The organism is Candidatus Hoaglandella endobia (assembly GCF_900044015.1).
Taxonomy (GTDB): Bacteria; Pseudomonadota; Gammaproteobacteria; order Enterobacterales; family Enterobacteriaceae; genus Hoaglandella; species Hoaglandella endobia.
Genome location: NZ_LN999835.1, coordinates 1 through 24594 on the forward strand (window position 1 = coordinate 1; position 24594 = coordinate 24594).

Consider the following 24594-nt stretch of genomic DNA (forward strand, 5'->3'; position numbering starts at 1 on the left):
ATGAATAATATAAGAAATTTTTCTATTATTGCCCATATCGACCACGGTAAATCGACACTGTCTGACCGTCTAATTCAGATCTGTGGCGGTTTAAACGAACGTGAAATGGCAGACCAGGTGCTAGATTCTATGGATCTAGAGCGAGAACGTGGTATTACCATAAAAGCCCAAAGTGTTACGCTTTACTATAAAGCGCCCAATGGCAAAATTTATCAGCTAAATTTCATCGATACCCCAGGGCATGTTGATTTTTTCTATGAAGTTTCCCGTTCGCTTGCGGCCTGTGAAGGTGCGCTGCTTGTTGTTGACGCTGGGCAAGGGGTAGAAGCACAGACCCTGGCCAATTGTTATACTGCGATGGAAATGAATTTAGAAGTAGTACCGGTGCTAAATAAAATTGACCTCCCTACTGCTGATCCAGATCGAGTTGCTCAGGAAATTAAGGATATCATCGGCATTGACGCTACCGATGCGGTACGCTGCTCAGCGAAAACCGGGATTGGGGTAGCTGACGTGCTCGAACGCTTAGTGCAAAATATTCCACCGCCTGAGGGTAATCCTGACGCTCCGTTGCAAGCATTAATTATTGATTCCTGGTTTGACAAATATTTAGGCGTAGTTTCTTTAGTACGCATTAAAAATGGCACCCTGCTTAAAAGCAACAAGATAAAAGTTATGAGCACTGGCAAGCTTTACAATGTAGATCGTTTGGGGATCTTCACGCCAAAGCTCATTGAGCGCGAAGTATTAAATTGCGGCGAGGTTGGCTGGCTAGCCTGCGCTATCAAAGATATCCACGGCGCTCCAGTGGGGGATACCCTTACCCTCGCTCGTCAGCCGGCTACTAAGGTTTTGCCTGGCTTTAAGAAAGTTAAACCGCAGGTTTATGCGGGCTTATTTCCGGTAAGCTCAGATGATTATGAAGCCTTTCGTGATGCTCTGGGCAAGCTAAGCTTGAATGACGCCTCACTAGTTTATGAGCCGGAAAGCTCTACCGCACTGGGTTTTGGGTTTCGCTGTGGCTTTCTGGGCTTGTTGCATATGGAAATTATTCAAGAACGGCTTGAGCGCGAATATTATCTTGATCTTATAACCACCGCTCCGACGGTATTCTATGAGGTGCTGACGATAGATAACAGTACGCTATACGTAGATAGCCCGGCTAAACTGCCACCGTTAAACAACATTGCCGAATTGCGCGAACCTATCGCTGAGTGTCACATGCTGTTACCACAGATCTACCTGGGCAATGTTATCACCTTATGCATTGAAAAGCGTGGCATACAGACTAATATGGTTTATCATGGCAGCCAGGTGGCACTAACCTATGAGATCCCCATGGCGGAGGTAGTATTAGATTTCTTCGACCGGCTGAAATCAACCTCGCGCGGTTACGCTTCACTTGATTACGGTTTCAAGCGCTTCCAAAACTCAAATATGGTGCGCATCGACGTATTGATCAACGGAGAACAGGTTGATGCTCTGGCGCTGATCACCCACCGGGATAATGCGCCTTATCGTTGCCGCGAGTTTGTGGATAAACTGCAGAAGTTAATTCCACGCCAGCAGTTCGATATTTCTATACAGGCAGCTATCGGCAATAATATAATTGCTCGCTCTACGGTTAAACAGTTGCGGAAGAATGTGCTAGCTAAGTGTTATGGCGGCGATGTAAGCCGAAAGAAAAAACTGTTACAAAAACAGAAAGCAGGTAAGAAGCGCATGAAGCAAGTTGGGAAAGTTGAACTTCCGCAGGAAGCGTTCTTGGCGATTATGCACGTAGGTAAAGACAGTAAATAAGTTTAAGGAACAGTAATTTGCAAGTAATTTTCATGGCTAATTTGTTTTCCAGAATTCTAGCAATCGTTACGCTTATCACTGGAATTTTCTGGTGTCTAAAACGTTTTAAACTCATACAACTAATGCAACCAGCTCAGAAGCTCCAAGAAAGCATGCCTACAGCAATAGGTAATATTGCTGCTGCCGTCAAGAATGGTCAACTAGTTTTGATAGAAACCAGCGCCGAGATTTTTCCAGTATTACTGTTGGTGTTTGTTGTGCGCTCATTTATTTTTGAGCCGTTTCAGATCCCTTCTGGATCAATGATGCCGACATTACTAGTCGGCGATTTTATTCTGGTGGAGAAGTTTGCCTATGATATAAAAGATCCGATTACCAAAACGACATTAATTGAAACTGGCCATCCGAAACGGGGAGATGTGGTGGTATTTAAATACCCACCTGATCCCAATCTGTACTATATTAAAAGAGTCTTGGGCCTTCCGGGGGATCGAGTCAGTTATGACCCAATCAATAAGCGGGTTACGGTACAACCAGTGGTCGGCTACAAGCATGGCTGCGCTACAGCGTTGCCGATAACATATACCGAAGTCACGCTGAGCCATTTTATTCAGACCTGCAATTCGATCAGCAACGGAGAAGCCAGTAGTGGCTTCCTGCAGGTGCCGCCGGATAAGCAAGTTGAAGACGGGATCCATCTAGTGCAATATCAAGAATCGCTAGGTAGCATGTCGCATAATATTTTGACAGTGCCTGGTCAGCAAGATCAGGTAGGCATGTATTATCAGCAACCGGGCAAATCACTGGCAGAATGGGTAGTGCCGCAAGGCAAATATTTCATGATGGGCGATAACCGCGATAATAGCGCTGATAGCCGCTATTGGGGTTTCGTACCGAAGAAAAATTTGGTAGGTAAAGCCACGGCAATTTGGCTGAGCTTTGATAAGCAAGAAGGTAAATGGCCGACCGGTGTACGCTTAAGCCGTATTGGCAGTATTAATTAATTATTTAATAGCAAAATTAGTGGGTCATACAAAGCTGGCTGCTCACCAGGCAAAATAGTTTTTGTATAAGAGTTGATAGCCAGGCCTGCTACCGTGATTTTGCATGGTTGAGTTATTAGTTATTTATTGGTAACGTATGAACCCCATTTTAATGAATAGTTTCCAGCAGAAACTGGGCTATAATTTTCATCAGTATGAACTTTTGTTACAGGCATTAACGCACCGCAGTGCCAGCAGTAAACACAATGAAAGGCTGGAATTTTTAGGTGATTCTATACTAAGTTATGTTATCACCAACGCTCTTTATCAGCTATTTCCCCGTGTTGACGAAGGCAATCTGAGTCAGATGCGCGCCATGCTAGTGCGCGGCAATACATTGGCTGAAATGGCACGTGAGTTCGATTTAGGCGAATGTTTGCGCCTAGGAGCAGGGGAGCTAAAGAGCGGCGGTTTTCGCCGCGATTCGATTTTAGCCAATACGGTAGAAGCCCTAATAGGGGGAATATTTTTAGATAGCGATATCCACACTGTAGAAAAGCTAATCCTCGATTGGTACCGTACTCGTCTGGATGAGATTAGACCAGACGACAAACGAAAAGATCCTAAAACTAGGCTGCAGGAATATTTGCAGGGACGTCATTTGCCGCTGCCTACTTATTCGCTAGTGCAGATACGTGGCGAAGCGCACAACCAGGAGTTTACTATTCATTGCCAGGTAAATGGTCTAACGCAGCCGGTTATCGGCAACGGCGCAAGCCGGCGTAAAGCCGAACAGGCTGCGGCTGAACAGACACTTAAATTGCTGGAGTTTGCATGAGCGCAGAGAAAACCTATTGTGGATTTGTGGCGATAGTAGGCCGGCCGAATGTCGGTAAATCAACGCTGCTGAATCAATTATTGGGTCAGAAAGTGTCTATCACCTCATGCAAGCCGCAAACTACCCATCACCTCATCATGGGTATCCACACTGACGGCCCTTATCAGGCCATCTATGTAGATACTCCAGGACTACATCTCGCAGAGAAAAGAGCAATGAACCGGTTGCTGAATCGTTCAGCCAGCAGCTCAATCTACAATGTAGCCCTGGTTATTTTTGTAGTTGAAGGTACCCATTGGACCTACGACGACAAAATGGTGGTTAACAAGCTGCGTGACTTGACCTGCTTAGTGGTTTTAGTTATCAATAAAGTGGATAATGTCCCAGACAAAAAGCAGCTGCTGCCGCATATACAGTTCCTCAGTCAACAGAGGGCATTTCACGATATTGTACCTATTTGCGCCGAGAACGGCATGAATATCAAGACACTTGCTGCTATCATTCGCAAGGCTTTACCGCTAACTACTATGCACTATTTTCCTAAAGACTACATTACCAACCGTTCACAGCGGTTCATCGCATCAGAAAATATTCGTGAAAAGCTAATGCGTTTTTTAGGTGATGAGTTGCCCTATTCAGTTACTGTAGAAATAGAACACTTCGCTGCACACAAGTGTGGCGGTTACGATATCCAAGGCCTGATTTTAGTGGAACGAGAAGGTCACAAGAAAATCATTATCGGCAATCAAGGCAGCAAAATAAAAACTATTGGGATCAAAGCCCGTCGAGATATTGAAGCCATATTCGAGAAGCGAGTGCATCTCAAACTGTGGGTGAAAGTAAAATCGAGCTGGGCGGATAATGAACGCGCCCAGCACAGTCTAGGCTATTTCGATAATTTTTTTTGAGTAAGTCGCCCCCCAACTAACGGTTAGCAACGCGCTTTAGTGAGGTGCCGGGGGGGTTAACGACCGTGTGCTGGCCAGTTTTCCTGGCTTTATTGAAAATATAATAAGAATGTTATAACTAATAATTTAGTGGTAAAGTATGGCTAAACTGTTATTGGGCATTAATATCGATTATATTGTGACTTTACGCATCAAATTAGGCCGTATTTGTCAAAGTGCACAATATGAAGCGTGCTGCTAATGGCGATTGTCGGCATCGGCACTGATATCGTCGAAATCGCGCGGATCGAAACGGTGGTGTCGCGCAGCGGTGATCGGCTGGCGCGCAGAATCCTCAGCACGACGGAATGGCTGCAGTATCAGCAGCACAATCAACCGGTGCGTTTTCTAGCTAAACGTTTTGCAGTAAAAGAGGCTGCATCGAAGGCGCTCGGCACCAGTATCCGCGAGGGTATCGCTTTTGCTCATGTCGAGGTAATTAATGACGCGCTAGGTAAACCTTCGCTTCGGTTGTTTGCTAAGGCAGCAGCGTTAGCTAGCAGTTTAGGTGTTACAGGCATGTTTGTCACATTGGCAGATGAGCGGCATTATGCCTGCGCTACCGTACTCTTTGAAAAAGCTGGTGATGAAATCTAAGGCGACAGCCTCCTATACTTTGCTTTGCTTACAGCAGCTTGGGATAGGGCCTGCTGACAACTGAGTGTGTCGACGTTCGTTAATGGCTTAGGGAGATGTCATGAGCAGCTACTACTGCAACGATGAATATTGGATGCGTCAAGCCATCATGCTCGCTGAACGAGCTGAAGTTGATGGCGAAGTACCGGTAGGTGCGGTGCTAGTGTTGAATGATGACGCTATCGGCGAAGGATGGAACCGATCTATAGGCCATCACGATCCTACTGCCCACGCTGAAATGATAGCTTTGCGCCAGGGGGGGGGGAAAGTACGGAATTATCGTTTGCTAGGTGCGGTAATGTACGTTACTTTGGAACCGTGCGTCATGTGTACTGGAGCGATGATACACGCCAGAATTGGACGTTTGGTGTTCGGCGCTCGGGATAAAAAAACTGGTGCAGCTGGATCGCTGATGAATGTTCTCTGTCACCCTGGGGTAAATCATCGAGTAATGCTTACTGCAGGGATACTGGCGTTGGCGTGCTCGGCTCAGATCAGCGATTTTTTTCGCCGCCGTCGCCTTCTGCAGAAGGCGAACCGGCAGGCAATGTGAGGAAATGCTTACAAGCGCATTTCCAAATAGAATTAGTTTGATAAATATTCTAAACTTGTTTAGTTATATGGTGCCCGGGACGAGACTTGAACTCGTATAGCAAAAAGCTGAGGGATTTTAAATCCCTTGTGTCTACCTATTCCACCACCCGGGCATCATAAAATTTAAATTGGAGGCGCGTCCCGGAGTTGAACCGAGGTAGACGGATTTGCAATCCGTTGCATAGCCACTCTGCCAACGCGCCGATTTTAATAAATTTTATTATAATTGCTTATCAGCAACAATAGCAAGCCTGTTTGACCATAAAATATTTAACTGATAATACCGTAGTACCCAACACAACTTAGTTTCATAACACTATTCCATTGACGACAATCAACTAGTTAAAGTAACGACAAAATTATAATACATAATATGCTTGTAAAAGAGAACTGTTCACTAACATAGTTAAGTAAAATAGAAATAAAATAAATGTAAGCTCTTTCTTAAGAGCTATTAAGCTCTAAGCTAGAAGCAGTGTAGTTAAAATTAACACCAATCGCTTGAAAGTAAAAAAAGAAATATATTGCGAGGATTTTTATACTCTCTTAGATAGAGAGAGGAGAAAGTAGTAGATGAAAGAGTATCAACGTAAATTTATGGAGTATACATTAAACAAACAGGTATTAACGTTCGGCAATTTTACGCTTAAATCTGGCCGTATAAGCCCATACTTTTTTAATGCTGGTTTATTTAATACCGGTCGTGATTTAGCGTTTTTAGGCCGGATTTACGCCGCTGCACTGGTGGATTCGAATGTAAAATTTGATTTATTATTTGGCCCAGCCTATAAGGGCATTCCCATTGCGACTATCACCGCAGTGGCGTTGGCAGAACAACATCAACGAGACATCCCCTATTGCTTTAACCGTAAAGAGATTAAGGATCATGGCGAAATTGGTACGCTGATTGGCAGCCAGATGCAGGGAAACGTCATGCTGGTAGATGACGTTATTACTGCTGGTACAACTATCCGACAGTCGATGGAAATTATCACCTCGCATCATGCTACCCTGGCAGGAGTCATAATTTCTATGGATCGGCAGGAAAAAGGACGCCGAGCTCTTTCTGCGGTTCAAGAAGTAGAACGTGATTATCGTTGTCGGGTCATCGCCATTATTACCCTGGCAGATTTAATAACTTACTTGGAAGAGACCAGCGACCAGGCCTCCCAGCTACTAGTTGCAGTGCGTGCCTATCAGCAGCAATACGGTACCTCAAAATTGCTCAGTTAATTGCATTTGGTTAAACTCAGGATCAATCGCAATATCAAATATCATAGGATCAACTTAATGTGTTTCACAGTTTTGCTGGGCAAGTAGCGGTAAATCGCGGCGGCTAAAAGCGCTAATAAAATTACCCCTAGCTAGTAGGTTTATTGCAGCCCAGAATGGCCAAAGCCCCTTTCACCGCGCTCGCTGGTATCAAAAGATACCACCAGATTAAATTCTGCCTGTATTACCGGTAGAAATACTATCTGCGCTATGCGATCGCCCGGTTTCAGGGTAACAAAATCATGGCCGCGATTCCATACCGAGACCATTAATGGTCCATGATAATCAGAATCAATCAACCCCACTAAGTTCCCCAATACAATGCCGTACTTATGGCCAAGACCTGATCTCGGCAGAATAACAGCCGCCAATGTGGCATCTTTTATATGAATCGCCAATCCAGTAGGAATAAGAGTAGTTTTGCCTGGTGCCAGCACTACTGTATCATTGATACAAGCGCGTAAATCTAAACCAGCTGAACCTATCGTAGCGTATGTTGGTAGCGGAAAATGATCGCCGATGCGGCAGTCCAGGATTTTAATATCGATTTTTTTCATCTTACTGACAAGCTCGTCCTTGATTTGTGGAGTAAGCCCTTACCCTATCAAAGGGGGATAATAAATTTTCCTAATTCTACCAGAATAGATGATTATTATCATTGTGAAAATCTTAGCTTCTTTAGAAGTAGCTCAAGCGCTATCAAATACTAACGGCTCGATCGGTGGTAAATCAGCTACTAAATAATAGTCCCCACATTTTATGCAAGATTATCAGAAGAAGTACCTTTGTTACGGCCATAATGGCCGTAACAAAAATAATAAGATGAAATTAACAGCCTGGATATTTCTCTAATAGTCAAAGCTTGTCTGTTTGTAGCTATCCGATAGCTAGTTTTTTATTAAAAAATGTTGTGCTCTTTTAAACTACGCTTTAGTTATAAGTAACTTGAGCAGTTACGTATCAAAGCGTACACTACTTATCTTTGTAGAAGATTAGATCTAGTATTGAAAGCTTATCTTAGGTTTTTAATATATAATATTGCTAACTTAATTTTAGGAGATAGATATGTCCCGAGTCTGCCAAGTTACTGGCAAGCGCCCGGTGAGCGGAAATAACCGCTCTCATGCAATGAATGCGACTAAACGCCGTTTTTTGCCTAATCTGCACTCTCACCGTTTTTGGCTTGAGAGCAGGAATAATTTTATCACATTGCGCGTGTCTACCAAAGGTATGCGTATAATCGATAAAAAGGGCATCGAAATGGTTTTAGTCGATCTCCGTGTCCGCAGTGATAAGTTGAAAAGTATTAAGTTCAGGAATTAACTCATGGCTAACAATATTCGCGAGAAGATTAAGCTGATTTCTTCAGCTGGTACTGGTCACTTTTATACCACTACAAAGAACAAGCGTACCAAACTTGAAAAGATGGCATTAAAAAAATTTGATCCATTGGTGCGCCAGCATGTGATATACAAAGAAGCCAAAATAAAATAATTTCAGAGGGGGTATGATAATTAGTCGTTAGCTAGATGGTAGCTTATTATAATAACGTCAGAATGGAATGATCATATTTTGATCTAGTTGATAGAGGATAGTTAATGCCGGAATTACCAGAAGTAGAAACCAGTCGCAGAGGAATAGAACCTTGGGTGACCGGGCAAAGCGTTCTGCGTACGGAGGTACGTAATGCACGGTTGCGTTGGTCGGTAGATGAAGAGATCATCGCGCTGCGTGACAGAATGGTACTAAGCGTACAGCGCCGGGCAAAATATTTGTTGCTAGAACTAGATTCAGGCTGGATAATTATTCATTTAGGAATGTCGGGGAGCCTACGTGTCCTGGCTCAGCCGCAGCCTCCAGAGAAACATGATCATGTGGATTTAGTTATGAGTAATGGCTGTATTATTCGTTATACCGATCCGCGACGTTTTGGATCTTGGCTATGGAGCGAGAACCCGTATACTAGCCGCGTATTGGCTCACCTAGGGCTTGAACCGCTTAGCGAAGAATTTGATGGTCACTGGTTATATGAGAACCTACGTAAGAAAAAAACGAAAATTAAGCCTTGCTTGATGGATAACAAGCTAGTAGTTGGCATAGGCAACATTTACGCCAGTGAGTCTCTGTTTGTTGCTGGTATACTACCAGACCGCACTGCTGGTTCCCTAAATCAGGAAGAAGCTGCGCGGTTGACCAAGAGTATCAAAGTGGTACTGTTGCGATCCATTAAGCAAGGAGGCACCACGCTGCGCGATTTTCTCCAGTATGACGGTAAACAAGGCAATTTTTTACGGGAACTACAAGTTTACGGCCGTGGCGGCGAACCGTGCCTGGTGTGTAGCACACCGATCCAACTAGCCAAGTATGGCCAGCGAAGTACTTTTTTTTGCTCAAAATGCCAAAGCTAACGCTAAATAACATATAGTTATACTGCAGCAGTATTTTTGGCGATAGCACTAGATACTAGATAACCGTTCTTCAGTGGTTATAAGTTATTTTCCTTTGCGGCGTGACTTAATGCCCATAGGGCAGAATATTTATTGAAAGTATATTGCGCCTTAACTATCGCTAACAGCCAACCCTGCTTACCGTCCAGGCAACCAGTGCGCAATAGCCACATTTTCACAAATGTGCTGTAAGTATGGACTATGATGGCAAAAATGCTGCATCGGCGTCCTTGGTGGTGGTGCGCTTGCGCCCAAACTTCGGCATATTGCAACTGTTTACGCTGAAATGCTGGTAGATCCCGGCAGGTCAGGTGTTGTAAATCGCCCGGCAGGGCAACGATGGCAGCCTCACCAATCTCTAGCGATTCATGAACCGGTAGTGCGTTATAAAGATAATGCTCGCGGGCGTACAATCGCACTACCCGGTCCGGATACCAGCCGCTATAACGCATAAAACGGCCAAGAAACAGATTACGCCGTGCGCAACTATAAACAACCTTAGGATTATTAGATTGCTGCAGTACTTCTTCAATGGCCTGGCGTAATGGCGGAGTAACGCGTTCGTCTGCGTCAAGCATCAGAATATAATCGCCGCTAGCATACGCCTGTGCCCGTTGGCGTTGTATACCAAAACCTGGCCAATCCGTAGACTGAAATACTCGTGCACCAGCTTGCGCGGCGATATAGCGCGTTTGGTCATGGCTGCCGGCATCTAGCACCACGATTTCGTCGGCCCAGCTTACCGATGCTAGGCAGTTCGGTAGAAGCTCGGCTTCGTTCCTAGTAAGGAGCACCACCGATAGACGCTTTCTTTGTGACATTTATTGACTCCGTTATGGCAAGTACGGCTCAAGCAAATTTAGTAGTCGCTGCAGGGCACCCTGGTTTTGATACACAACCTCGACGGCTTGACGGCCGTAATACATTCGGTAATTTTTGTCAGTTAATAAGTTGGAAACTGCGTCGACTAGTGACGGCACATCTGTCACTGTAATTAGTCCACCAGCTTCGGCCAGCTTGCTACAGATATCGCAGAAATTAAAAGTGTGCGGTCCCATCAGTACCGGGATGGCGTGCACCGCCGCTTCCAAGGGATTGTGGCCTCCACGCGCTACGAGACTACCACCAACAAACGCTAGATCGGCAATGCCATATAGCAGCCTCAATTCTCCCATGGTATCACCAACCACGACCTGTGTGCTGTTAGAAGGCATTTCTCCGCTGCTGCGCATGATATAGTTGAAGCCGGCTTTCATGGTCATGTCGCGCGCCGACGAAAAGCGTTCGGGGTGGCGTGGCACCAAAATTAATAGTAAATCTGAAAACATCATTAGTAACTGACAATGTGCCTGCAAAAGCAGGGTCTCTTCTCCTTCATGGGTACTGGTAGCTATCCATACCGGACGGTGCGGTGCCCATTGGCGACGCAGGTTTAGCGCTTGGGCTGCCAGATCAGGAGTAATAGAGATATCAAATTTTAAGCTACCGGTAACAGCTAGCTGCTTGTTTTTTAAACCCAAAACCAGGAAACGGGCGCCATCTTCGTACTTTTGCGCTGCGATCAGCGTAATATGTCGCATAATATTGGCAACGAAACCACTAAATATCTTATAGCCAGCGGCGGAGCGGACAGAAAGTCGCGCATTAGCTACCACAAACGGAATATTGCGACGATGCAGAGCTTTGATAAGATTTGGCCATAGCTCCGTTTCCATAACAATAACTAGTTTGGGTTTTACCCTGTTTAGAAAACGTTTCATCGCCCCAGGCAGATCGTAGGGAAGATAAACATGGTGGACATCCTTACCGAATGCCGATTGCACCTGTTCAGAGCCAGTGGGTGTCATCGTGGTAACGATTATCGGCAAAAGCGGATAACGGTAACGCAGAGCTCGCAGTAACGGTATTGCCGCGAGCGTCTCGCCGACCGAAACAGCATGCAGCATGATACCGCCTGGCTGCACTTTGCCCCGGCAATAACCATAACGTTCTGCCCAGCGACGGCGGTAGGCAGGGGCTTTTCTGCTACGCCATAATAATCTTCCCCAGACTAGCGGTTGGATAAGGTAGACAAGTATATTATAGATCATTCTTTGCTAGATAGATTAAAAATATGCACATTAGACCACTGGCGGGTAATGATATGTAGCTCCAATCCGCTGTTGTCCAGCGCGTCAAGAGCTCGGTAAATAAATTGTTCAGAACCGCTATTATCTGGTATATATTTCTGCTTTCTGCTGTACGATCACCAAACGACTATTTTCATAGCAACTATTAATTAGATATTCCTTTTTACCATCCTGGCGTCGTCTGGCAGGGGTATTTGATCACAATCAATTCTAAACCGCCGATATAAATCGCATCGCTAAACCAAAAACTTATTGCCAAATAAACACATAATATGTGTGTGTTAAGTGGTATTAGTAGCCCCATTGTACTATGGGGTGGTATAATCTCAGCAGTTATACAACTAGCTAGATAAATGTGTAATAATATATTCACTATACTCTACTTTCTAGACTAACTGTGGCCAAGGTTGAGATTACCCACTCACCCCTTCAGGGAGGATCAAACTAAGTTGGTCAATCAGAACTACGATTACTGGTACAGTTTTAATGGCGATAGGGATATTCAATTGAGCGAACTGGATGTAATATTAGTGCGTAATGGATGAAGGGGTGCTGATCGTCAATAAATTATATAGCCTACGAGGCTACAATGAAAAACTGTTTACTACCTGGTTCGAACGTCATATGGATGATTATATCCGTGCGTTCTGGCAACAGCATCTAGACTTTAACTGGTTACGGCAGCCAACCTATCTACCGGTTATCCAGTCTGGATGGAGATAAGCGTAAGTATGTGAGATCTTCGTGAAGCATCGTTATTTCGCTGCAGACAAGATGATAATCACCTACTTACTTGTAGGCTCTTCGCGGGCTGTAAGTTGTTAAGTATTAATATTTATATCGTTGCATGATGGCCGCCGGCAGCATTATAGCCTTTGATTTCGGTACTAGGCAAATAGGCGTGGCTATAGGCCAGCTAATAACCTTCACAGCCAGACCATTGACAGCATGCAAGGTCAGCGATGGTGTACCCAATTGGCGACAAATAGAGTTTTTGCTAAATGAATGGCAGCCGGAAACGGTGGTGGTTGGCTTGCCACTTAATATGGACGGCAGCGAGCAGTCGCTGACCTTGCAGGTGCGCAAATTTGCCAACCGTCTGCACGGCCGGTTTGGCGTTAAAGTGATATTACACGATGAACGTCTAAGTACCGTCGAAGCACGCGCCGGCCTATTTGAGCACGGTGGCTACCGTGCACTAGCGAAAGTCCAGGTAGACGCAGGATCTGCGGTTATAATTCTGGAGAGCTGGCTACAGCAAGTTTCGTCTAATTTCGGCTAATCTAAACAAATCTAACAGCGTGCTAATAATATTATTATTTTGCGTAAGCCTGCCTAATGTTCCTGTGCAGGTAGCCACACAGTTTCATAACTCTTCCAGAAGAGTTAGCGCATCAACCAGCTTTTTTACACCAAAAATATGCATATTTTCCAAAGGTTTCTGCGGCACATTAGCCTGGGGCACGATGGCACGGCGAAAACCATGCTTGATAGCTTCGGCAATCCTTTCTTGGCCACTAGGCACCGGGCGGATCTCGCTCGCAAGCCCAACTTCACCAAATATCACCAAATCTTTTGGTAGTGGGCGGTTGCGCAGACTAGAAACAATTGCCAGCATCAGTGCTAAATCAGCGCTGGTTTCACTAACTTTAACACCGCCTACTACGTTAACGAAGACATCCTGATCCGTCATTTGTAGCCCGCCGTGGCGGTGAAGCACCGCTAGTAGAATAGCCAGACGGTTTTGCTCAAGCCCAACCGATACCCGGCGCGGCTTGGCCATCATGGAGTGATTTACCAGCGCCTGAATCTCTACTAGTAGCGGGCGGGTGCCTTCCCAGACTACCATGACGCTGCTGCCTGGAGTCATATCCTCTCCACGACTTAAAAAAATGGCTGATGGGTTGCTTACTTCACGCAGCCCCTGCTTGGTCATGGCGAAAATTCCCAATTCATTCACAGCTCCAAACCGGTTTTTTTGGCTGCGTAGAGTGCGGAATCGGGAATCTGAATCACCGTTGAGCATAATGGAGCAGTCAATACAGTGCTCGAGCATCTTCGGCCCAGCCAGGTAACCGTCTTTGGTAACATGGCTGACCATGATAATCGTAACGCTCTGATTCTTCGCAAAACGGGTTAAGTAGGCGGCTGACTCCCGTACCTGAGCGATGCTACTTGGTGAAGATTGCACATCTGCCATATACATAACTTGAATAGAATCGATCACCATCAAGCGTGGTTTTTCCTGCTCAGCTGTCAGGCAAATCTGTTCGATGCTTGTTTCCGAAAGCATATTCAGCCCGCTGGTAGGTAGTCCGAGACGGTGCGCACGCATCGCTACTTGTTGTAGAGATTCTTCGCCTGTGACGTACAGCGTTTTCATTTGTGCAGTAAGTTTGCAAAGAGTTTGGAGCAACAGCGTACTTTTACCAGCACCGGGGCTGCCACCAATAAGAATGGCGCTACCCGGCACCATACCGCCGCCCAGCACACGATCCAACTCATTAAAGCCGGTGGAAAAACGAGGTAACGCCTCGAGGTTAATTTCAGAGAGCTTTTGTAGCTTGCTAACGCTGCTATCACCGGCATATCCGCTAAATCGCTCATTGCGCACTGCCGTAGCAGCCAGGCGCACTTCGGCGATGGTGTTCCAAGCATGACAGGCAGTGCACTGTCCCTGCCAGCGGGGATAATCGTCGCCGCATTTATTACATACAAAAGCACGTTTTATTGCTTTAGCCACCACTTGCCTCGCAAGATAGATAGTAAGCCCTGTGCGCGCTGATACCACGACAGGCTTTGTTTATCGTAGAATAGCCGGTATAGTACCAACCGCCGTACTCCCAGTAGTATTATAATAAATAAAGGTATTTTTTTAAAAAGCATTTAAAAGAAGAGAAGAAACTCATATCCAGGATTTACGAACAGATACTCGTAGGTCAATACTTATTTCAGTTTATGCTGACGTAATGAGCGAGTAATAGTGCTGGATCTCCTTACGCACACAGATAGCTGCATATTTATTGAAATATTAAACTTATTTATAATTTTAGGTTGGTTGTTGATCGAACAGGGATACAGTGTTCTTGCTGAAAAAATCCTCAACGAATACTACAGTAATTAAATCTTTAGCTATATTAATAGCTTTATAAGAGCTTGATGCCTTATAGGTAAAAATACCTACCGTCATCGCCTTTTCTTTTCTAAAAATTAAAAATCTACTTGCAAAGTAGAATAAATAATAAAAATTACAACGCCTCAGGTAATAAACATACCTTGTGTTTACTTATTTTGGCAGATTAAATGATTGGCGGTGCGGACGGGACTCGAACCCGCGATCCCCGGCGTGACAGGCCGGTATTCTAACCAACTGAACTACCGCACCGCGGTTATACTTTTTTTCGATACGACAAGACTTATAGTAAGCTCAGTGCTAGTGAACGTCAATGCTTTTTATACGTAAGGACATTGCATTGCTGATAACTGCAACAGTTAGCGTTTATTTCTAACTAAGCAAATGATTTTATCAACTATTTATCCTTCGCCATAAACAGCTGCCGCTCTTCTTCTGCACTAAATCTAATTGCTGATTATGGGCCAATACTTCCTCATTACTTGCATAAATCACCTTTAGAGACGTCTTAGCGCGATTCATACGCTGGATTGATATGCTATTTATCTCATGCTGTTCCTGTGCTACCATATCAAAAGGTATTAAGGTTTGACCGCCCGTCATTAACAAGAACACGTCCGCCAAAATTTTGGCGTCGTATAAGGCGCTGTGCAGCTTACGCTGACTGTTATTGATTAAGTAGCGGTCACATAAAGCGTCTAAGTTATTACGTTTACCGGGAAATATTTTTCGAGCTAATTGTAGACTGTCGGTCACCAAGCAAAAGGTATTGATTTTAGCGATGCCTCGTCCCAGCATCCCAAGTTCATAATCGATAAAGCCAATATCGAACGGTGCGTTATGAATCACTAGCTCGCTGCCTCTAATAAAGTCGAGAAATTCATCTGCCACATCTGCAAACACAGGCTTATCCGCAAGAAATTCATCGCTAATACCATGCACGTTGAATGCTTCTAAATCTATTAACCGATTTGGCTTTAGATAAATGTGAAATTGGCTACCAGTCAGCCGGCGATTAACAATCTCCACCGCACCAATTTCGATAATTCGGTGTTTTTCATAATGAATTCCTAGCCGGTTTATACCGGTAGTTTCGGTATCTAGTATAATCTGTCGCGTAATATCATTGCTCATCATGCTCGTTATGCTCGTTTCTGTCTAACTTTTATGTCAAACTAAGTATTTTACCATGGAGCTAGTTTATCATACATGCGCATAAAAGTTGAGATTTTTACCGATGGTTCGTGCTTAGGAAATCCGGGGCCTGGTGGCTATGGTGCCATACTGCGTTACAACCAGCAGGAAAAAATCTTTAGCGCAGGTTATCATCTGACCACCAACAACCGGATGGAACTGATGGCGGCTATCGTTGCGCTAGAAGTACTTAAAGATCCTTGTGAGATTGTATTGAGTACCGATAGCCAGTACATCCGTCAGGGAATCACCCAATGGATATACAATTGGAAAAAGAGCAGCTGGAAAACCGCCGAGAAAAAACCAGTTAAGAACATCGATTTATGGCAGCAGTTAGACGCTTCTATTGCGCTCCATACACTACGCTGGAATTGGGTAAAAAGCCATGATGGTCATACTGAAAACGAACGTTGCGATGAACTGGCGCGCCTCGCCGCTGGTCTTCCAGACTTGGAAGACATTGGTTATCAATCAGGTCAAGGCTTGTTTGGGCGGCAAGCAACAAGCAGATTAAAAAACAGTTAGTCGTCATTGATAACAGTTACTATTGGACGCTGCAATCCGTGCGTAGTGATCTTATTTTTAACGGTGTTAGGAGGTTTAATGGTAAGCTACGTTTACGGGCAATAATAATACTTAGACAGCCAATTGCGGGGCAATTTGGCCTCCTCAGAAGAGGCCCCCTTTGCCATCGCCAAGGCAGGGCTTGAAACTGGGTACAGTACAGTACTTCAAAGTTGAGTACTCCTAGCCAATCCAATAACCGCATTGGGGTATACATACGACTTTTATAGGGCTGTTGACGAAAAAAAAACGAAAAAAATTTTCCCAAACCAAGCAGACTAATTGGATTAAAAGTGGTAATGATAAGCCAGCCATCATCAATCAATACTCGATCTACCTCTCGTAGCAGCTGGTGAGGATCACCTATGTAAGATAAGGTGTGGGCTAGTAAGCACGCATCTGCCGATTTATTAGCGAAGGGCAATTGGTATAGATCAGCTATCACATGCAAATTTTTACCTTCTAGGCCTATATTGATCTGGTGTAAAATTGCACAGTCGCCGGTATCCAGATCTGCACTTAGTGCGCCAATTTTAAGTAAATAAAAACCGAAGAGTTTAGGCCACCATTTTTTTAAGCCCTGTTCTAATACTTGACGATAATAAGTTCCTTTAGGAATAGCGTCCCATGAAGTAGGCGATACAATAACTTTATGAAGTTGTGCTGGTTTCATCTTTTTTTCTTTTCTAAGAGCTAAAAATAAATAGATTAACGTTGACTCTTATCAGTATTCCCGCTCTTACGGATAAGTATATTTGGCGTTTATATAATAACGCTAGGCGATGTCTAGTAGACGATCCGGGTGAGGCCTCGCCGGTGTTACAAGTTTTTGACGAACGGCAACTGTTGCCTGTAGCTATCCTGTTAACTCATCATCATTACGACTATGTAAAAGGCGTCAAGGAACTACTACAGCATTATCCGCAACCGGTCTCCTGCCCAGAGGAGACTAAAGGCGCAACCACATCGTCTATGTCTGATTTTACAGCTCATTTGTGGCGACAAAATTACCGCCAGCAACGCTCATCTGTGCTGCGCATGAGTATACTTTGCTAAAGCTAGACTTGGCCACTAACTTATTACAATAAGATGGTATTATTACAGATTAATAACATAACCTTAAACAGTTACGCCTGAAAAGCTAACTTAGTCTACCGACGACTCTGCATTTAGAAAAATAAATTAATATTTTTTTACGTTGTTATGAATTTTATTTACAGAAACAAGTAGACATTGTGTTAAGACAGGGAATGGAGGAGGAGAGGAAAGGTGGCGTCCCCTAGGGGGTTCGAACCCCTGTTACTGCCGTGAAAGGGCAGTGTCCTAGGCCACTAGACGAAGGGGACATAATTATTTTTTATGTATAAAATATGTATAAAATTATTTTTTTAAATTAAAAATAATAAAATTTTAAGAATAAAATAATAAGAATAAAATAAAATGACTGAACTGAACTGGTTCAGTCAGTATTTTTAATAGTATAATGTCATTATTATACTATCGTGTAATATTATTTGTTCATGATATTATAACTTAATTAAACTAAACTGAGATCAGATGGTACTATTTATTCTATATATAGTCAAGCCTTATAAAACAGTTTATAGTTTATTGAAACTATTGTTCATATCAATGCAATTCTCAACTACTGCTCTACCTCTGTTCTATAGAGGTAGACAGACCTGTTTTTAGCGATCTTCTTCTTTGAAGAAGACTACTACAACTAACAGTCTTATTAAGACCATAAGCCTGGTAAGCGACACTGCCTACCATAAAAGCCAAAGGTATGCCCCTCATTTTAGTTAAGTGCTTTTTTTAGTGCTTTACTAGAAATAAACACAGGCACTTTGGCAGCTGAAATTTTTATTTCTTGGCCAGTTTGGGGATTGCGGCCAGTGCGTTCACTACGATAATTAATTTTAAAAGTTCCGAAACCAATCAATTGTACTGGATTATGTTCCTTAAGAGACTCGGTAATTGCTGCCAAAGTGGATTCTAGTGCCGACTTAGCTTGTATCTTAGAAATATCAGCTTTATCTGCAATAATATCAATTAGCTGAGTTTTATTCATATTATGATCCTAATAGTGTGTTAATCGATTACCAAGAATTAAGTGCGATAACTATGCTGAGTTAAAGTTATTTATTTGAAATAAACGCACCGTTAGCCAAATTTTCATGATCAGCAAATTTAGATCATATAAGGTGATTATATGAAGTTTTGCAGAAGTTAATATAGAGTTTCTTTATTAACTTAAGATCGTCTTCTTTATAGAAGGCATATTTTTTTATCGTACGTCCCATTTGATGCGACTAGTAGCACCGTATTGTTCCCTGAAAAAGAAGAAAATATACATTGAATACGGTCGTAGCGATACACAAAATAATAAGATTATTGTAGCGCAGATAATGTTGCTTATTTATTCAAAAATTGAGATCTTAGCTAAGAAAAATATGAGTAAGCTGCTCAAAACTACAACAGGCAAACATATATTCCTCTTGAATAAATTTTTATGCTATCGTGATCTATTCGGTACACAGCAAGTCTGTAACTACATTTTATAACATATTATTCTACATACGCTGAAAGATTAACTACTTTACTTTAGTCCAAAACTGTCTACAATGGTAAATAACCGCGCGATTAGCACCGCTATCTTGTAGACGAGCATAAGAATCATAAAGCTCTAATAATTAAATTTAGTTAGCCGCCACATCACATAGACAATGGTAGTTTTTGAAGATTTGAAGAGCAGAGCAACGTATCTGCTGTTGTCAATAAATAATAGCGGTTTCTATAAGTAAGTAATAATAATGAAGTTATTTTACTTTACCTTGATCGTCGACCGCAGAAGCTTTTGCAGTGATTTAATCAGCGTTACCAAGATAGTAATGCTTGATAGGTTTCAAGTTTTCGTTAAATTCATAGACGAGCGGGACGCCTGTTGGAATATTTAATTCTAAAATTTCATCTTCATCCATATTTTCTAGAAATTGCAAGATTGCGCGAATGGAATTACCGTGTGCTGCTATAATGATGCGCTCACTACACTTAATACGTGGGAGAATCTTCTCCTTCCAGTAAAACATAACGCGATCAATAGTTAATGCTAGGCTTTCAGTAGTTGGCAGTTCTTCGTTGGTTAGGTGAGCATAGCGAACGTCATGGCCAGGAAAACGCTCGTCATCTCGGCTTATAGCCGGCGGCGTAACAGCAAAACTACGTCGCCACTGTTTCACTTGCTCGTCGCCATATTTTACTGCAGTTTCAGCTTTATTTAGGCCCTGTAACGAACCGTAGTGACGCTCATTCAGACGCCAGGATTTTTCGACTGGTAGCCAGGCCTGATCCAGTTCGTCTAGTACATACCATAGGGTATGGATGGCGCGTTTTAGTACAGATGTATAAGCTAAATCAAAATTATATCCTTCAACTTTTAGTAAGTGACCCGCTTGTTTCGCTTCAATGCGTCCTTTATCAGACAGGTCAACATCGGTCCAGCCTGTAAAACGGTTTTCACTGTTCCACTGGCTTTCGCCGTGACGTATCAAAACTAGTTTAGTTACTGACATGACTTGACTCCTAAATTAATAAAGATAAAGATTTTAAGATGATAGATCTTAGAGGTACTCGTAATCACGCTACAATAAAGTTAGTAACTATAAGTCCCAAACACTAAAATATTAGCTGTATTACTACTGATAATACAGTTTAAATTAAAAAAATTACATATATCAACTAATAGTTAATGGGTTATTTTATTGTTTAATTGTACTGCTTATGCTACTGTTGTTGGCGTGATAATGCCAGGTTGACCATGAAAACGTTGATTCTTTATTTAAGTCATGACGGCCAAACCCATAAAATAGCGCGCTTTATATCAGTCTATCTTACCGATTACTGTGAATGCGATGTGGTAGACCTGCGTCTTGTTCCCAATCTTGATCTACAACGTTACCAGCGGGTGGTAATAGGCGCTGCTATCCGCTATGGCCGTTTCGCAGCAGATCTGGATCGTTTCATAGCACAGCAGCTTGATTGGCTGCACAGCATTCCCAGCGCATTTTATTCAGTTAATCTAATGGCGCGTAAACCTAATAAAAGGACGCCGGTAACCAATTCCTATACAAGAAAATTTTTGGTAAAAACACCGTGGCGACCAGATCTTTGTGAAGTTTTTGCCGGTGCCCTATGTTGCTCACGCTATTGCTGGTTTGATCGCGTCATGATTAAGTTGATCATGCGGATAACTAGTGGTGAGCTCAATCTTATAAAAGACAAAGAAATTGAATATACAGATTGGCAACAAGTTTCTGCCTTCGCCGGTAATTTAGCTAAATTAACCGCCAAACAGACGACGTTAACCCCCCCTAATTGAGTTTTTTTACCTAAAAATTATATCTAATTAATTAAAATTGCATTTATCTTAAGGGTTGTTTATATTGCCAATATATTTATTATATTACCTGAATCAGGTTACTAGGGTTAGCTAATAAATTTTAACCATAGGCGTCAATAATTAGGTAACAAGTATTGCACTAATGAAGGTGTCAATGGAAATAATAAACAACAAATTACGCCGCACCGTATTGGTAGTTATATTGTTAGAACTGTACAGCTGTGGCCTAAAAGGTCCACTCTATTTTAGAGATACAGGAAAAGCAGACAAAATTCAGGAAAAATTTCAACTGAAAACTACGCGATCCTCTACTCAGCTTAAGGTAGCAAAAGCTTCACTAACGATTAGGTAAAAAGTATCTACTCTCAGCTTAACTACTTTCTTTTTATGAACAAAAAAACTGCATTCAAATGCAACCATTACGTCAATTTAGGCTAGATATAATAGTAGAATAAATGTTATGGGTTTTCTTACTACAAAGCGTATTGTGGTAACTGGTGTCGCCAGTAACCGTTCAATTGCCTACGGTATCGCTAAGGCCATGCATCGCGAAGGTGCTCAGTTAGCTTTCACTTATCAGAACAATAAATTAAAATATCGGTTAGAAAGTTTTGCCGAGAAGTTTAATTCTAGTATCATACTACCATGCGAGGTAACAGAAGATGCCAGCATTGATACTCTGTTTACAGAGTTAGCCAAAGTTTGGCCGAAATTTGATGGTTTCGTCCACGCGATAGCTTATGCTCCCAGCGACCAACTGGATGGTGATTACGTTAATGCAGTAACTCGCGAAGGTTTTGCCATCGCACACGACATTAGCGCCTACAGCTTTGTCGCTATGGCAAAAGCTAGCCGCCCCATGCTAAATCCTAACTCCGCCCTAGTCACCTTGACCTACCTTGGTTCTGAGCGCGCAATTCCCAACTACAACGTCATGGGACTAGCTAAAGCTTCGCTGGAAGCGAACACACGCTATATGGCTAATGCCCTGGGTCCCCAGGGCGTCCGTGTTAATGCTATATCAGCAGGTCCAATACGCACCTTAGCCGCATCTAGCATAAAGAACTTTAAGAAAATGCTGTCTTATTATGAAGCTGTGACACCCCTCCCACGCTTGGTGACTATTGAGGATATCGGCAATACTGCTGCCTTCCTGTGCTCTGATTTATCGGCAGGGATTACCGGTGAGGTAGTGCATGTTGATGGTGGCTTTCATATTAGTGCCAACCTGTTGGGTCTCAATGTACAATGAGAGGTATCTTGATGACTAAGCGTGAGATGTCCGCAGCGTTAGCGTTTAACGTCAACGGCACATACTGCCTATTTAAGGCTCAACCAATAAACAATAATTATTTATTTAATACATAATTTTATTAGTATTATTATACTGTAATTCACGCAGTATATTGTCCAATGCGGCTGGCGGGTCGACCGACTGTGTGATTGGACGGCCGATCACCATATAATTAACGCCTGCCTGCTGCGCCTGCAGCGGTGTCATTACACGATGCTGATCGCCTGTATCATTACCAGTACAGCGAATTCCCGGTGTTACTAAAGTGAAAGCCGCGCCGCAGTTAGTTCTTAACTGACTTACTTCCCAAGCTGAGCATACAACACCGTCAAGACCGCATTGCTTGGCCATAACAGCTAGCCGCACAGTATAATCAAAAGCACTGCTGGCAATGCCTAGCTTACGTAAATCAGCATCGTTCATGCTGGTAAGCACCGTTACAGCGATAAGTATTGGGGCTTGTGTGCCAAATGATACCAGCGCATTGCGGGCTGCTACCATCATACGTTCACCACCGATGGCGTGGATATTTAACATCCAAACTCCCAGCTCTGCTGCTGCGCTAACCGCTTTGGCAACCGTGTGAGGGATATCATGAAATTTTAAATCTAAAAAAATATTAAATCCGCGTTTTTGCAAATCGCGCACTAGTGATGGCCCAGTATAGGTAAATATTTCTTTGCCAATTTTAAATTGGCATTGTCGGGGCGAAACTCTGTCAGCAAATGCCAGTGCCTGATGCGCATCCGCATAATCAAGGGCAACAATCACCGGTGAGCTAATTTGCTGTGCTGGCTTAGAACCATCTAAGTTGGTGGTAGGTGTCATGAATATCTCTCAGTAGAAGCCCAAGGGGCGATTAGCACGTTGCTATGATTCGCTAAAACTATAAAAACCTACCTAGGTTAAATAAATCTGGTTCAGTATGCACGAACGCTCAGTCCTGTAGGAGTAGTAGGAGATGGTCTGATTATTGTCAGATGATGGTGGATTATTGTCCGTCAAGGCCGCGTATTGGCTTTACCGAGGCCCAGGATTTACATGACGGGCAGTGCCAATAGAGGTTATAGGAGGTGAAACCGCATTTTTGGCAACGGTAGCGTGGTTTAGTATGGATCTGTTCACCAACCATATCTCGCAACGTCAGAAGGCTTTCCTTGGCACGTCCATCCTCAGCCTCGCTGAGATGGAAATCTATTAATCGGTGAAACATACGCATTGTCGGATGCTGGCGCAACTGCTGATTAATATAGCCCTGCGCTACTTCTGGCCCCTGCTCGCGTTCAATGATATCAGTTAACAATAGTTCGGCTTCTGAGCCAGTATTCTTTTCGACGCAAAGTTCAAGAAATTCCACCCAAGCAGTTGCTTGGTTAAGGGCATGATAACACAACTGTAGCATTGGCAGCGTTTCGCTGATCATTTCCTGATCTTGATCTAGGACCCGTGTTAACTCACTCACAGCACCGTTATAGTCCTGCTGATCTATAAATATCCTGGCCCGTATAATAGATACACGGGCGCTGTTTTTATCTGCTGTAGCGCCTTTTTTCAACAGTAGAATAGCTCGGTCAATATCTTCTCTGTCTATGGCCTGCAGAGCAAGCTCACAATAAAAATGGGCAATTTCTACCCTACGTTGCTCTTTACCAAGCTTAACCAGCTTTTCTGCTACATCAATTGCTTTCGACCATTCGCTAGTAGCTTGATAGATTTGCAATAACAGGCTAAGTGCCCCGACACGAAAATCTTTTTCGTTTACTAGTTGGCTAAACATATCTTCCGCACGATCATAAAATCCGGCTACCATATAGTCTTTGCCGAGCTGCTGAATCGCTAATAATCGTTGCTCAAATGTCAACGATATGCTGTCCATAAAAGCCCTGTGGATACGGATAGCGCGATCAACTTCACCACAAGAACGGAACAAATTTCCAAGCGTTAAATGTGCCTCTACAGCGTTGCTATGCTCTTTAAGCATATTTAGGGATAGATCAACTGCATTATCTTGCTGGTTTGAAAGTAAACAGCTAATCCCAGCAAAACAATTAGCTTCTTGTTGCTGTTTATCCTGCTGTGCGCTCTTGCGCCCCATATACCAGCTAGAGGCGGCAGCTACGGGCAATAATAGAAACAGCAGTGCTAACATAATCCGTTATTCCTTCGAGGCAAACAGACTTTTGTTGACGGATGGATATGGAGGTAGCTTTTTACTACGTTGCTAGCTTTTCCTCCAGACTTTCCAACTTGCGCTTAGTTCGAATCAGCGCCAAGCGCGTACGTAGCCAAAAAAGCATGCAGAGGATCCAGACGATATAAAAAAGTTGATACCTTAATTGCCCCTGAGCTAGTAAAAAGGTAATC

25 protein-coding genes, 4 tRNA genes and 1 pseudogene are annotated in these 24594 nt (G+C 43.3%); 16 read left to right on the forward strand and 14 right to left on the reverse strand.

All coding sequences use genetic code 11. The features are described from left to right. The 6 genes from lepA to tadA all read left to right on the forward strand — a co-directional run bounded on the left by lepA (position 1) and on the right by tadA (position 5757). A complete protein-coding gene (lepA, locus tag A4A70_RS00005; RefSeq protein WP_067567221.1) occupies positions 1–1800 on the forward strand; it encodes a translation elongation factor 4 in 1800 nt (599 codons plus the stop codon). Between the two features lie 32 nt (positions 1801–1832). Further along, positions 1833–2804: a signal peptidase I gene (gene lepB, locus A4A70_RS00010; protein WP_067567224.1), complete on the forward strand. Its 972-nt coding sequence runs from the start codon at positions 1833–1835 to the stop codon at positions 2802–2804. A gap of 136 nt (positions 2805–2940) precedes the next feature. After that, positions 2941–3621 carry a ribonuclease III gene (rnc, locus tag A4A70_RS00015; RefSeq protein ID WP_067567227.1) on the forward strand — a complete coding sequence of 227 codons (681 nt, stop codon included), beginning with the start codon at positions 2941–2943 and terminating at the stop codon, positions 3619–3621. Beyond that, complete coding sequence (gene era, locus A4A70_RS00020) at positions 3618–4529, forward strand: GTPase Era (RefSeq protein WP_067567230.1); 912 nt, start codon at positions 3618–3620, stop codon at positions 4527–4529. The genes rnc and era overlap by 4 nt, the downstream gene beginning before the upstream one ends. Positions 4530–4769: 240 nt before the next feature. Then, positions 4770–5165, forward strand: a complete 396-nt coding sequence (acpS, locus tag A4A70_RS00025) for a holo-ACP synthase (protein WP_067567233.1) — start codon at positions 4770–4772, stop codon at positions 5163–5165. 100 nt (positions 5166–5265) lie between these two features. Then, complete coding sequence (tadA, locus tag A4A70_RS00030) at positions 5266–5757, forward strand: tRNA adenosine(34) deaminase TadA (protein WP_067567235.1); 492 nt, start codon at positions 5266–5268, stop codon at positions 5755–5757. A gap of 68 nt (positions 5758–5825) precedes the next feature. On the opposite strand, the gene A4A70_RS00035 is transcribed toward tadA, so the two are convergent. Together A4A70_RS00035 and A4A70_RS00040 are read right to left on the reverse strand one after the other, a co-directional pair. Continuing rightward, positions 5826–5911, reverse strand: a tRNA-Leu gene (locus tag A4A70_RS00035). Positions 5912–5927: 16 nt separating this feature from the next. Beyond that, positions 5928–6001, reverse strand: a tRNA-Cys gene (locus tag A4A70_RS00040). A gap of 370 nt (positions 6002–6371) precedes the next feature. On the opposite strand from A4A70_RS00040, the gene pyrE reads away from it, so the two are divergent. Then, positions 6372–7031 carry an orotate phosphoribosyltransferase gene (gene pyrE / locus A4A70_RS00045; protein ID WP_067567238.1) on the forward strand — a complete coding sequence of 220 codons (660 nt, stop codon included), beginning with the start codon at positions 6372–6374 and terminating at the stop codon, positions 7029–7031. 140 nt (positions 7032–7171) lie between these two features. On the opposite strand, the gene dut is transcribed toward pyrE, so the two are convergent. Then, on the reverse strand, positions 7172–7627 hold the full coding sequence (gene dut / locus A4A70_RS00050; RefSeq protein WP_067567241.1) for a dUTP diphosphatase: 456 nt from the start codon (positions 7625–7627) through the stop codon (positions 7172–7174). Positions 7628–8135: 508 nt separating this feature from the next. Between dut and rpmB the strand changes: the two genes are divergently transcribed. From rpmB to mutM, 3 genes are all read left to right on the forward strand, one after another. After that, on the forward strand, positions 8136–8393 hold the full coding sequence (rpmB, locus tag A4A70_RS00055; RefSeq protein WP_067567244.1) for a 50S ribosomal protein L28: 258 nt from the start codon (positions 8136–8138) through the stop codon (positions 8391–8393). 3 nt (positions 8394–8396) lie between these two features. Next, positions 8397–8564 carry a 50S ribosomal protein L33 gene (rpmG, locus tag A4A70_RS00060; RefSeq protein ID WP_067567247.1) on the forward strand — a complete coding sequence of 56 codons (168 nt, stop codon included), beginning with the start codon at positions 8397–8399 and terminating at the stop codon, positions 8562–8564. A gap of 104 nt (positions 8565–8668) precedes the next feature. After that, positions 8669–9478 carry a bifunctional DNA-formamidopyrimidine glycosylase/DNA-(apurinic or apyrimidinic site) lyase gene (gene mutM, locus A4A70_RS00065; RefSeq protein ID WP_067567250.1) on the forward strand — a complete coding sequence of 270 codons (810 nt, stop codon included), beginning with the start codon at positions 8669–8671 and terminating at the stop codon, positions 9476–9478. A gap of 77 nt (positions 9479–9555) precedes the next feature. Here mutM and A4A70_RS00070 read toward each other — a convergent pair whose 3' ends face one another. Both A4A70_RS00070 and waaA read right to left on the reverse strand, forming a co-directional pair. After that, on the reverse strand, positions 9556–10338 hold the full coding sequence (locus A4A70_RS00070) for a glycosyltransferase family 2 protein (RefSeq protein WP_067567253.1): 783 nt from the start codon (positions 10336–10338) through the stop codon (positions 9556–9558). A 12-nt stretch (positions 10339–10350) separates the two neighbouring features. Continuing rightward, the gene (gene waaA, locus A4A70_RS00075; RefSeq protein ID WP_067567256.1) at positions 10351–11607 is read right to left on the reverse strand and encodes a lipid IV(A) 3-deoxy-D-manno-octulosonic acid transferase; all 1257 of its coding nucleotides are present in this window, start codon (positions 11605–11607) and stop codon (positions 10351–10353) included. Positions 11608–12183: 576 nt separating this feature from the next. Here waaA and A4A70_RS03005 point away from each other — a divergent pair. Together A4A70_RS03005 and ruvX are read left to right on the forward strand one after the other, a co-directional pair. Beyond that, positions 12184–12369 carry a hypothetical protein gene (locus A4A70_RS03005; RefSeq protein WP_067567259.1) on the forward strand — a complete coding sequence of 62 codons (186 nt, stop codon included), beginning with the start codon at positions 12184–12186 and terminating at the stop codon, positions 12367–12369. Positions 12370–12493: 124 nt separating this feature from the next. Continuing rightward, positions 12494–12928 (forward strand): Holliday junction resolvase RuvX, encoded by a 435-nt coding sequence (gene ruvX, locus A4A70_RS00085; RefSeq protein ID WP_408605392.1) that lies wholly within the window; start codon positions 12494–12496, stop codon positions 12926–12928. Positions 12929–13012: 84 nt separating this feature from the next. Here ruvX and radA read toward each other — a convergent pair whose 3' ends face one another. From radA to dnaQ, 3 genes are all read right to left on the reverse strand, one after another. Continuing rightward, a complete protein-coding gene (radA, locus tag A4A70_RS00090) occupies positions 13013–14389 on the reverse strand; it encodes a DNA repair protein RadA (protein ID WP_067568229.1) in 1377 nt (458 codons plus the stop codon). 565 nt (positions 14390–14954) lie between these two features. Further along, a tRNA-Asp gene (locus A4A70_RS00095) sits at positions 14955–15031 on the reverse strand. A gap of 141 nt (positions 15032–15172) precedes the next feature. Further along, positions 15173–15913: a DNA polymerase III subunit epsilon gene (gene dnaQ, locus A4A70_RS00100; protein WP_067568231.1), complete on the reverse strand. Its 741-nt coding sequence runs from the start codon at positions 15911–15913 to the stop codon at positions 15173–15175. A 75-nt stretch (positions 15914–15988) separates the two neighbouring features. On the opposite strand from dnaQ, the gene rnhA reads away from it, so the two are divergent. Then, positions 15989–16498 carry a ribonuclease HI gene (gene rnhA / locus A4A70_RS00105; RefSeq protein WP_067567261.1) on the forward strand — a complete coding sequence of 170 codons (510 nt, stop codon included), beginning with the start codon at positions 15989–15991 and terminating at the stop codon, positions 16496–16498. A gap of 19 nt (positions 16499–16517) precedes the next feature. On the opposite strand, the gene A4A70_RS00110 is transcribed toward rnhA, so the two are convergent. After that, positions 16518–17210, reverse strand: a complete 693-nt coding sequence (locus tag A4A70_RS00110; protein ID WP_067567264.1) for a class I SAM-dependent methyltransferase — start codon at positions 17208–17210, stop codon at positions 16518–16520. A 41-nt stretch (positions 17211–17251) separates the two neighbouring features. Between A4A70_RS00110 and A4A70_RS00115 the strand changes: the two are divergent. After that, a pseudogene (locus A4A70_RS00115) lies at positions 17252–17500 on the forward strand (MBL fold metallo-hydrolase); the annotation flags it as partial. 307 nt (positions 17501–17807) lie between these two features. Here A4A70_RS00115 and A4A70_RS00120 read toward each other — a convergent pair. From A4A70_RS00120 to gpmA, 3 genes are all read right to left on the reverse strand, one after another. After that, a tRNA-Glu gene (locus tag A4A70_RS00120) sits at positions 17808–17883 on the reverse strand. Positions 17884–18335: 452 nt separating this feature from the next. Further along, positions 18336–18608: a nucleoid-associated protein HU-alpha gene (hupA, locus tag A4A70_RS00125; RefSeq protein WP_067567270.1), complete on the reverse strand. Its 273-nt coding sequence runs from the start codon at positions 18606–18608 to the stop codon at positions 18336–18338. A gap of 796 nt (positions 18609–19404) precedes the next feature. Next, positions 19405–20109, reverse strand: coding sequence for a 2,3-diphosphoglycerate-dependent phosphoglycerate mutase (gene gpmA, locus A4A70_RS00135; protein WP_067567276.1), 705 nt, complete (start codon positions 20107–20109; stop codon positions 19405–19407). Positions 20110–20354: 245 nt separating this feature from the next. Between gpmA and hemG the strand changes: the two genes are divergently transcribed. Together hemG and fabI are read left to right on the forward strand one after the other, a co-directional pair. After that, on the forward strand, positions 20355–20915 hold the full coding sequence (gene hemG / locus A4A70_RS00140; RefSeq protein WP_067567279.1) for a menaquinone-dependent protoporphyrinogen IX dehydrogenase: 561 nt from the start codon (positions 20355–20357) through the stop codon (positions 20913–20915). Between the two features lie 481 nt (positions 20916–21396). Beyond that, complete coding sequence (gene fabI / locus A4A70_RS00150) at positions 21397–22188, forward strand: enoyl-ACP reductase FabI (protein ID WP_067567285.1); 792 nt, start codon at positions 21397–21399, stop codon at positions 22186–22188. 105 nt (positions 22189–22293) lie between these two features. Here the strand turns inward: fabI and pyrF are convergent, their stop codons facing one another. Both pyrF and lapB read right to left on the reverse strand, forming a co-directional pair. Continuing rightward, on the reverse strand, positions 22294–23058 hold the full coding sequence (pyrF, locus tag A4A70_RS00155) for an orotidine-5'-phosphate decarboxylase (RefSeq protein WP_067567288.1): 765 nt from the start codon (positions 23056–23058) through the stop codon (positions 22294–22296). Positions 23059–23221: 163 nt separating this feature from the next. Continuing rightward, the gene (lapB, locus tag A4A70_RS00160) at positions 23222–24379 is read right to left on the reverse strand and encodes a lipopolysaccharide assembly protein LapB (RefSeq protein WP_067567291.1); all 1158 of its coding nucleotides are present in this window, start codon (positions 24377–24379) and stop codon (positions 23222–23224) included. Positions 24380–24594 lie beyond the last annotated feature (215 nt).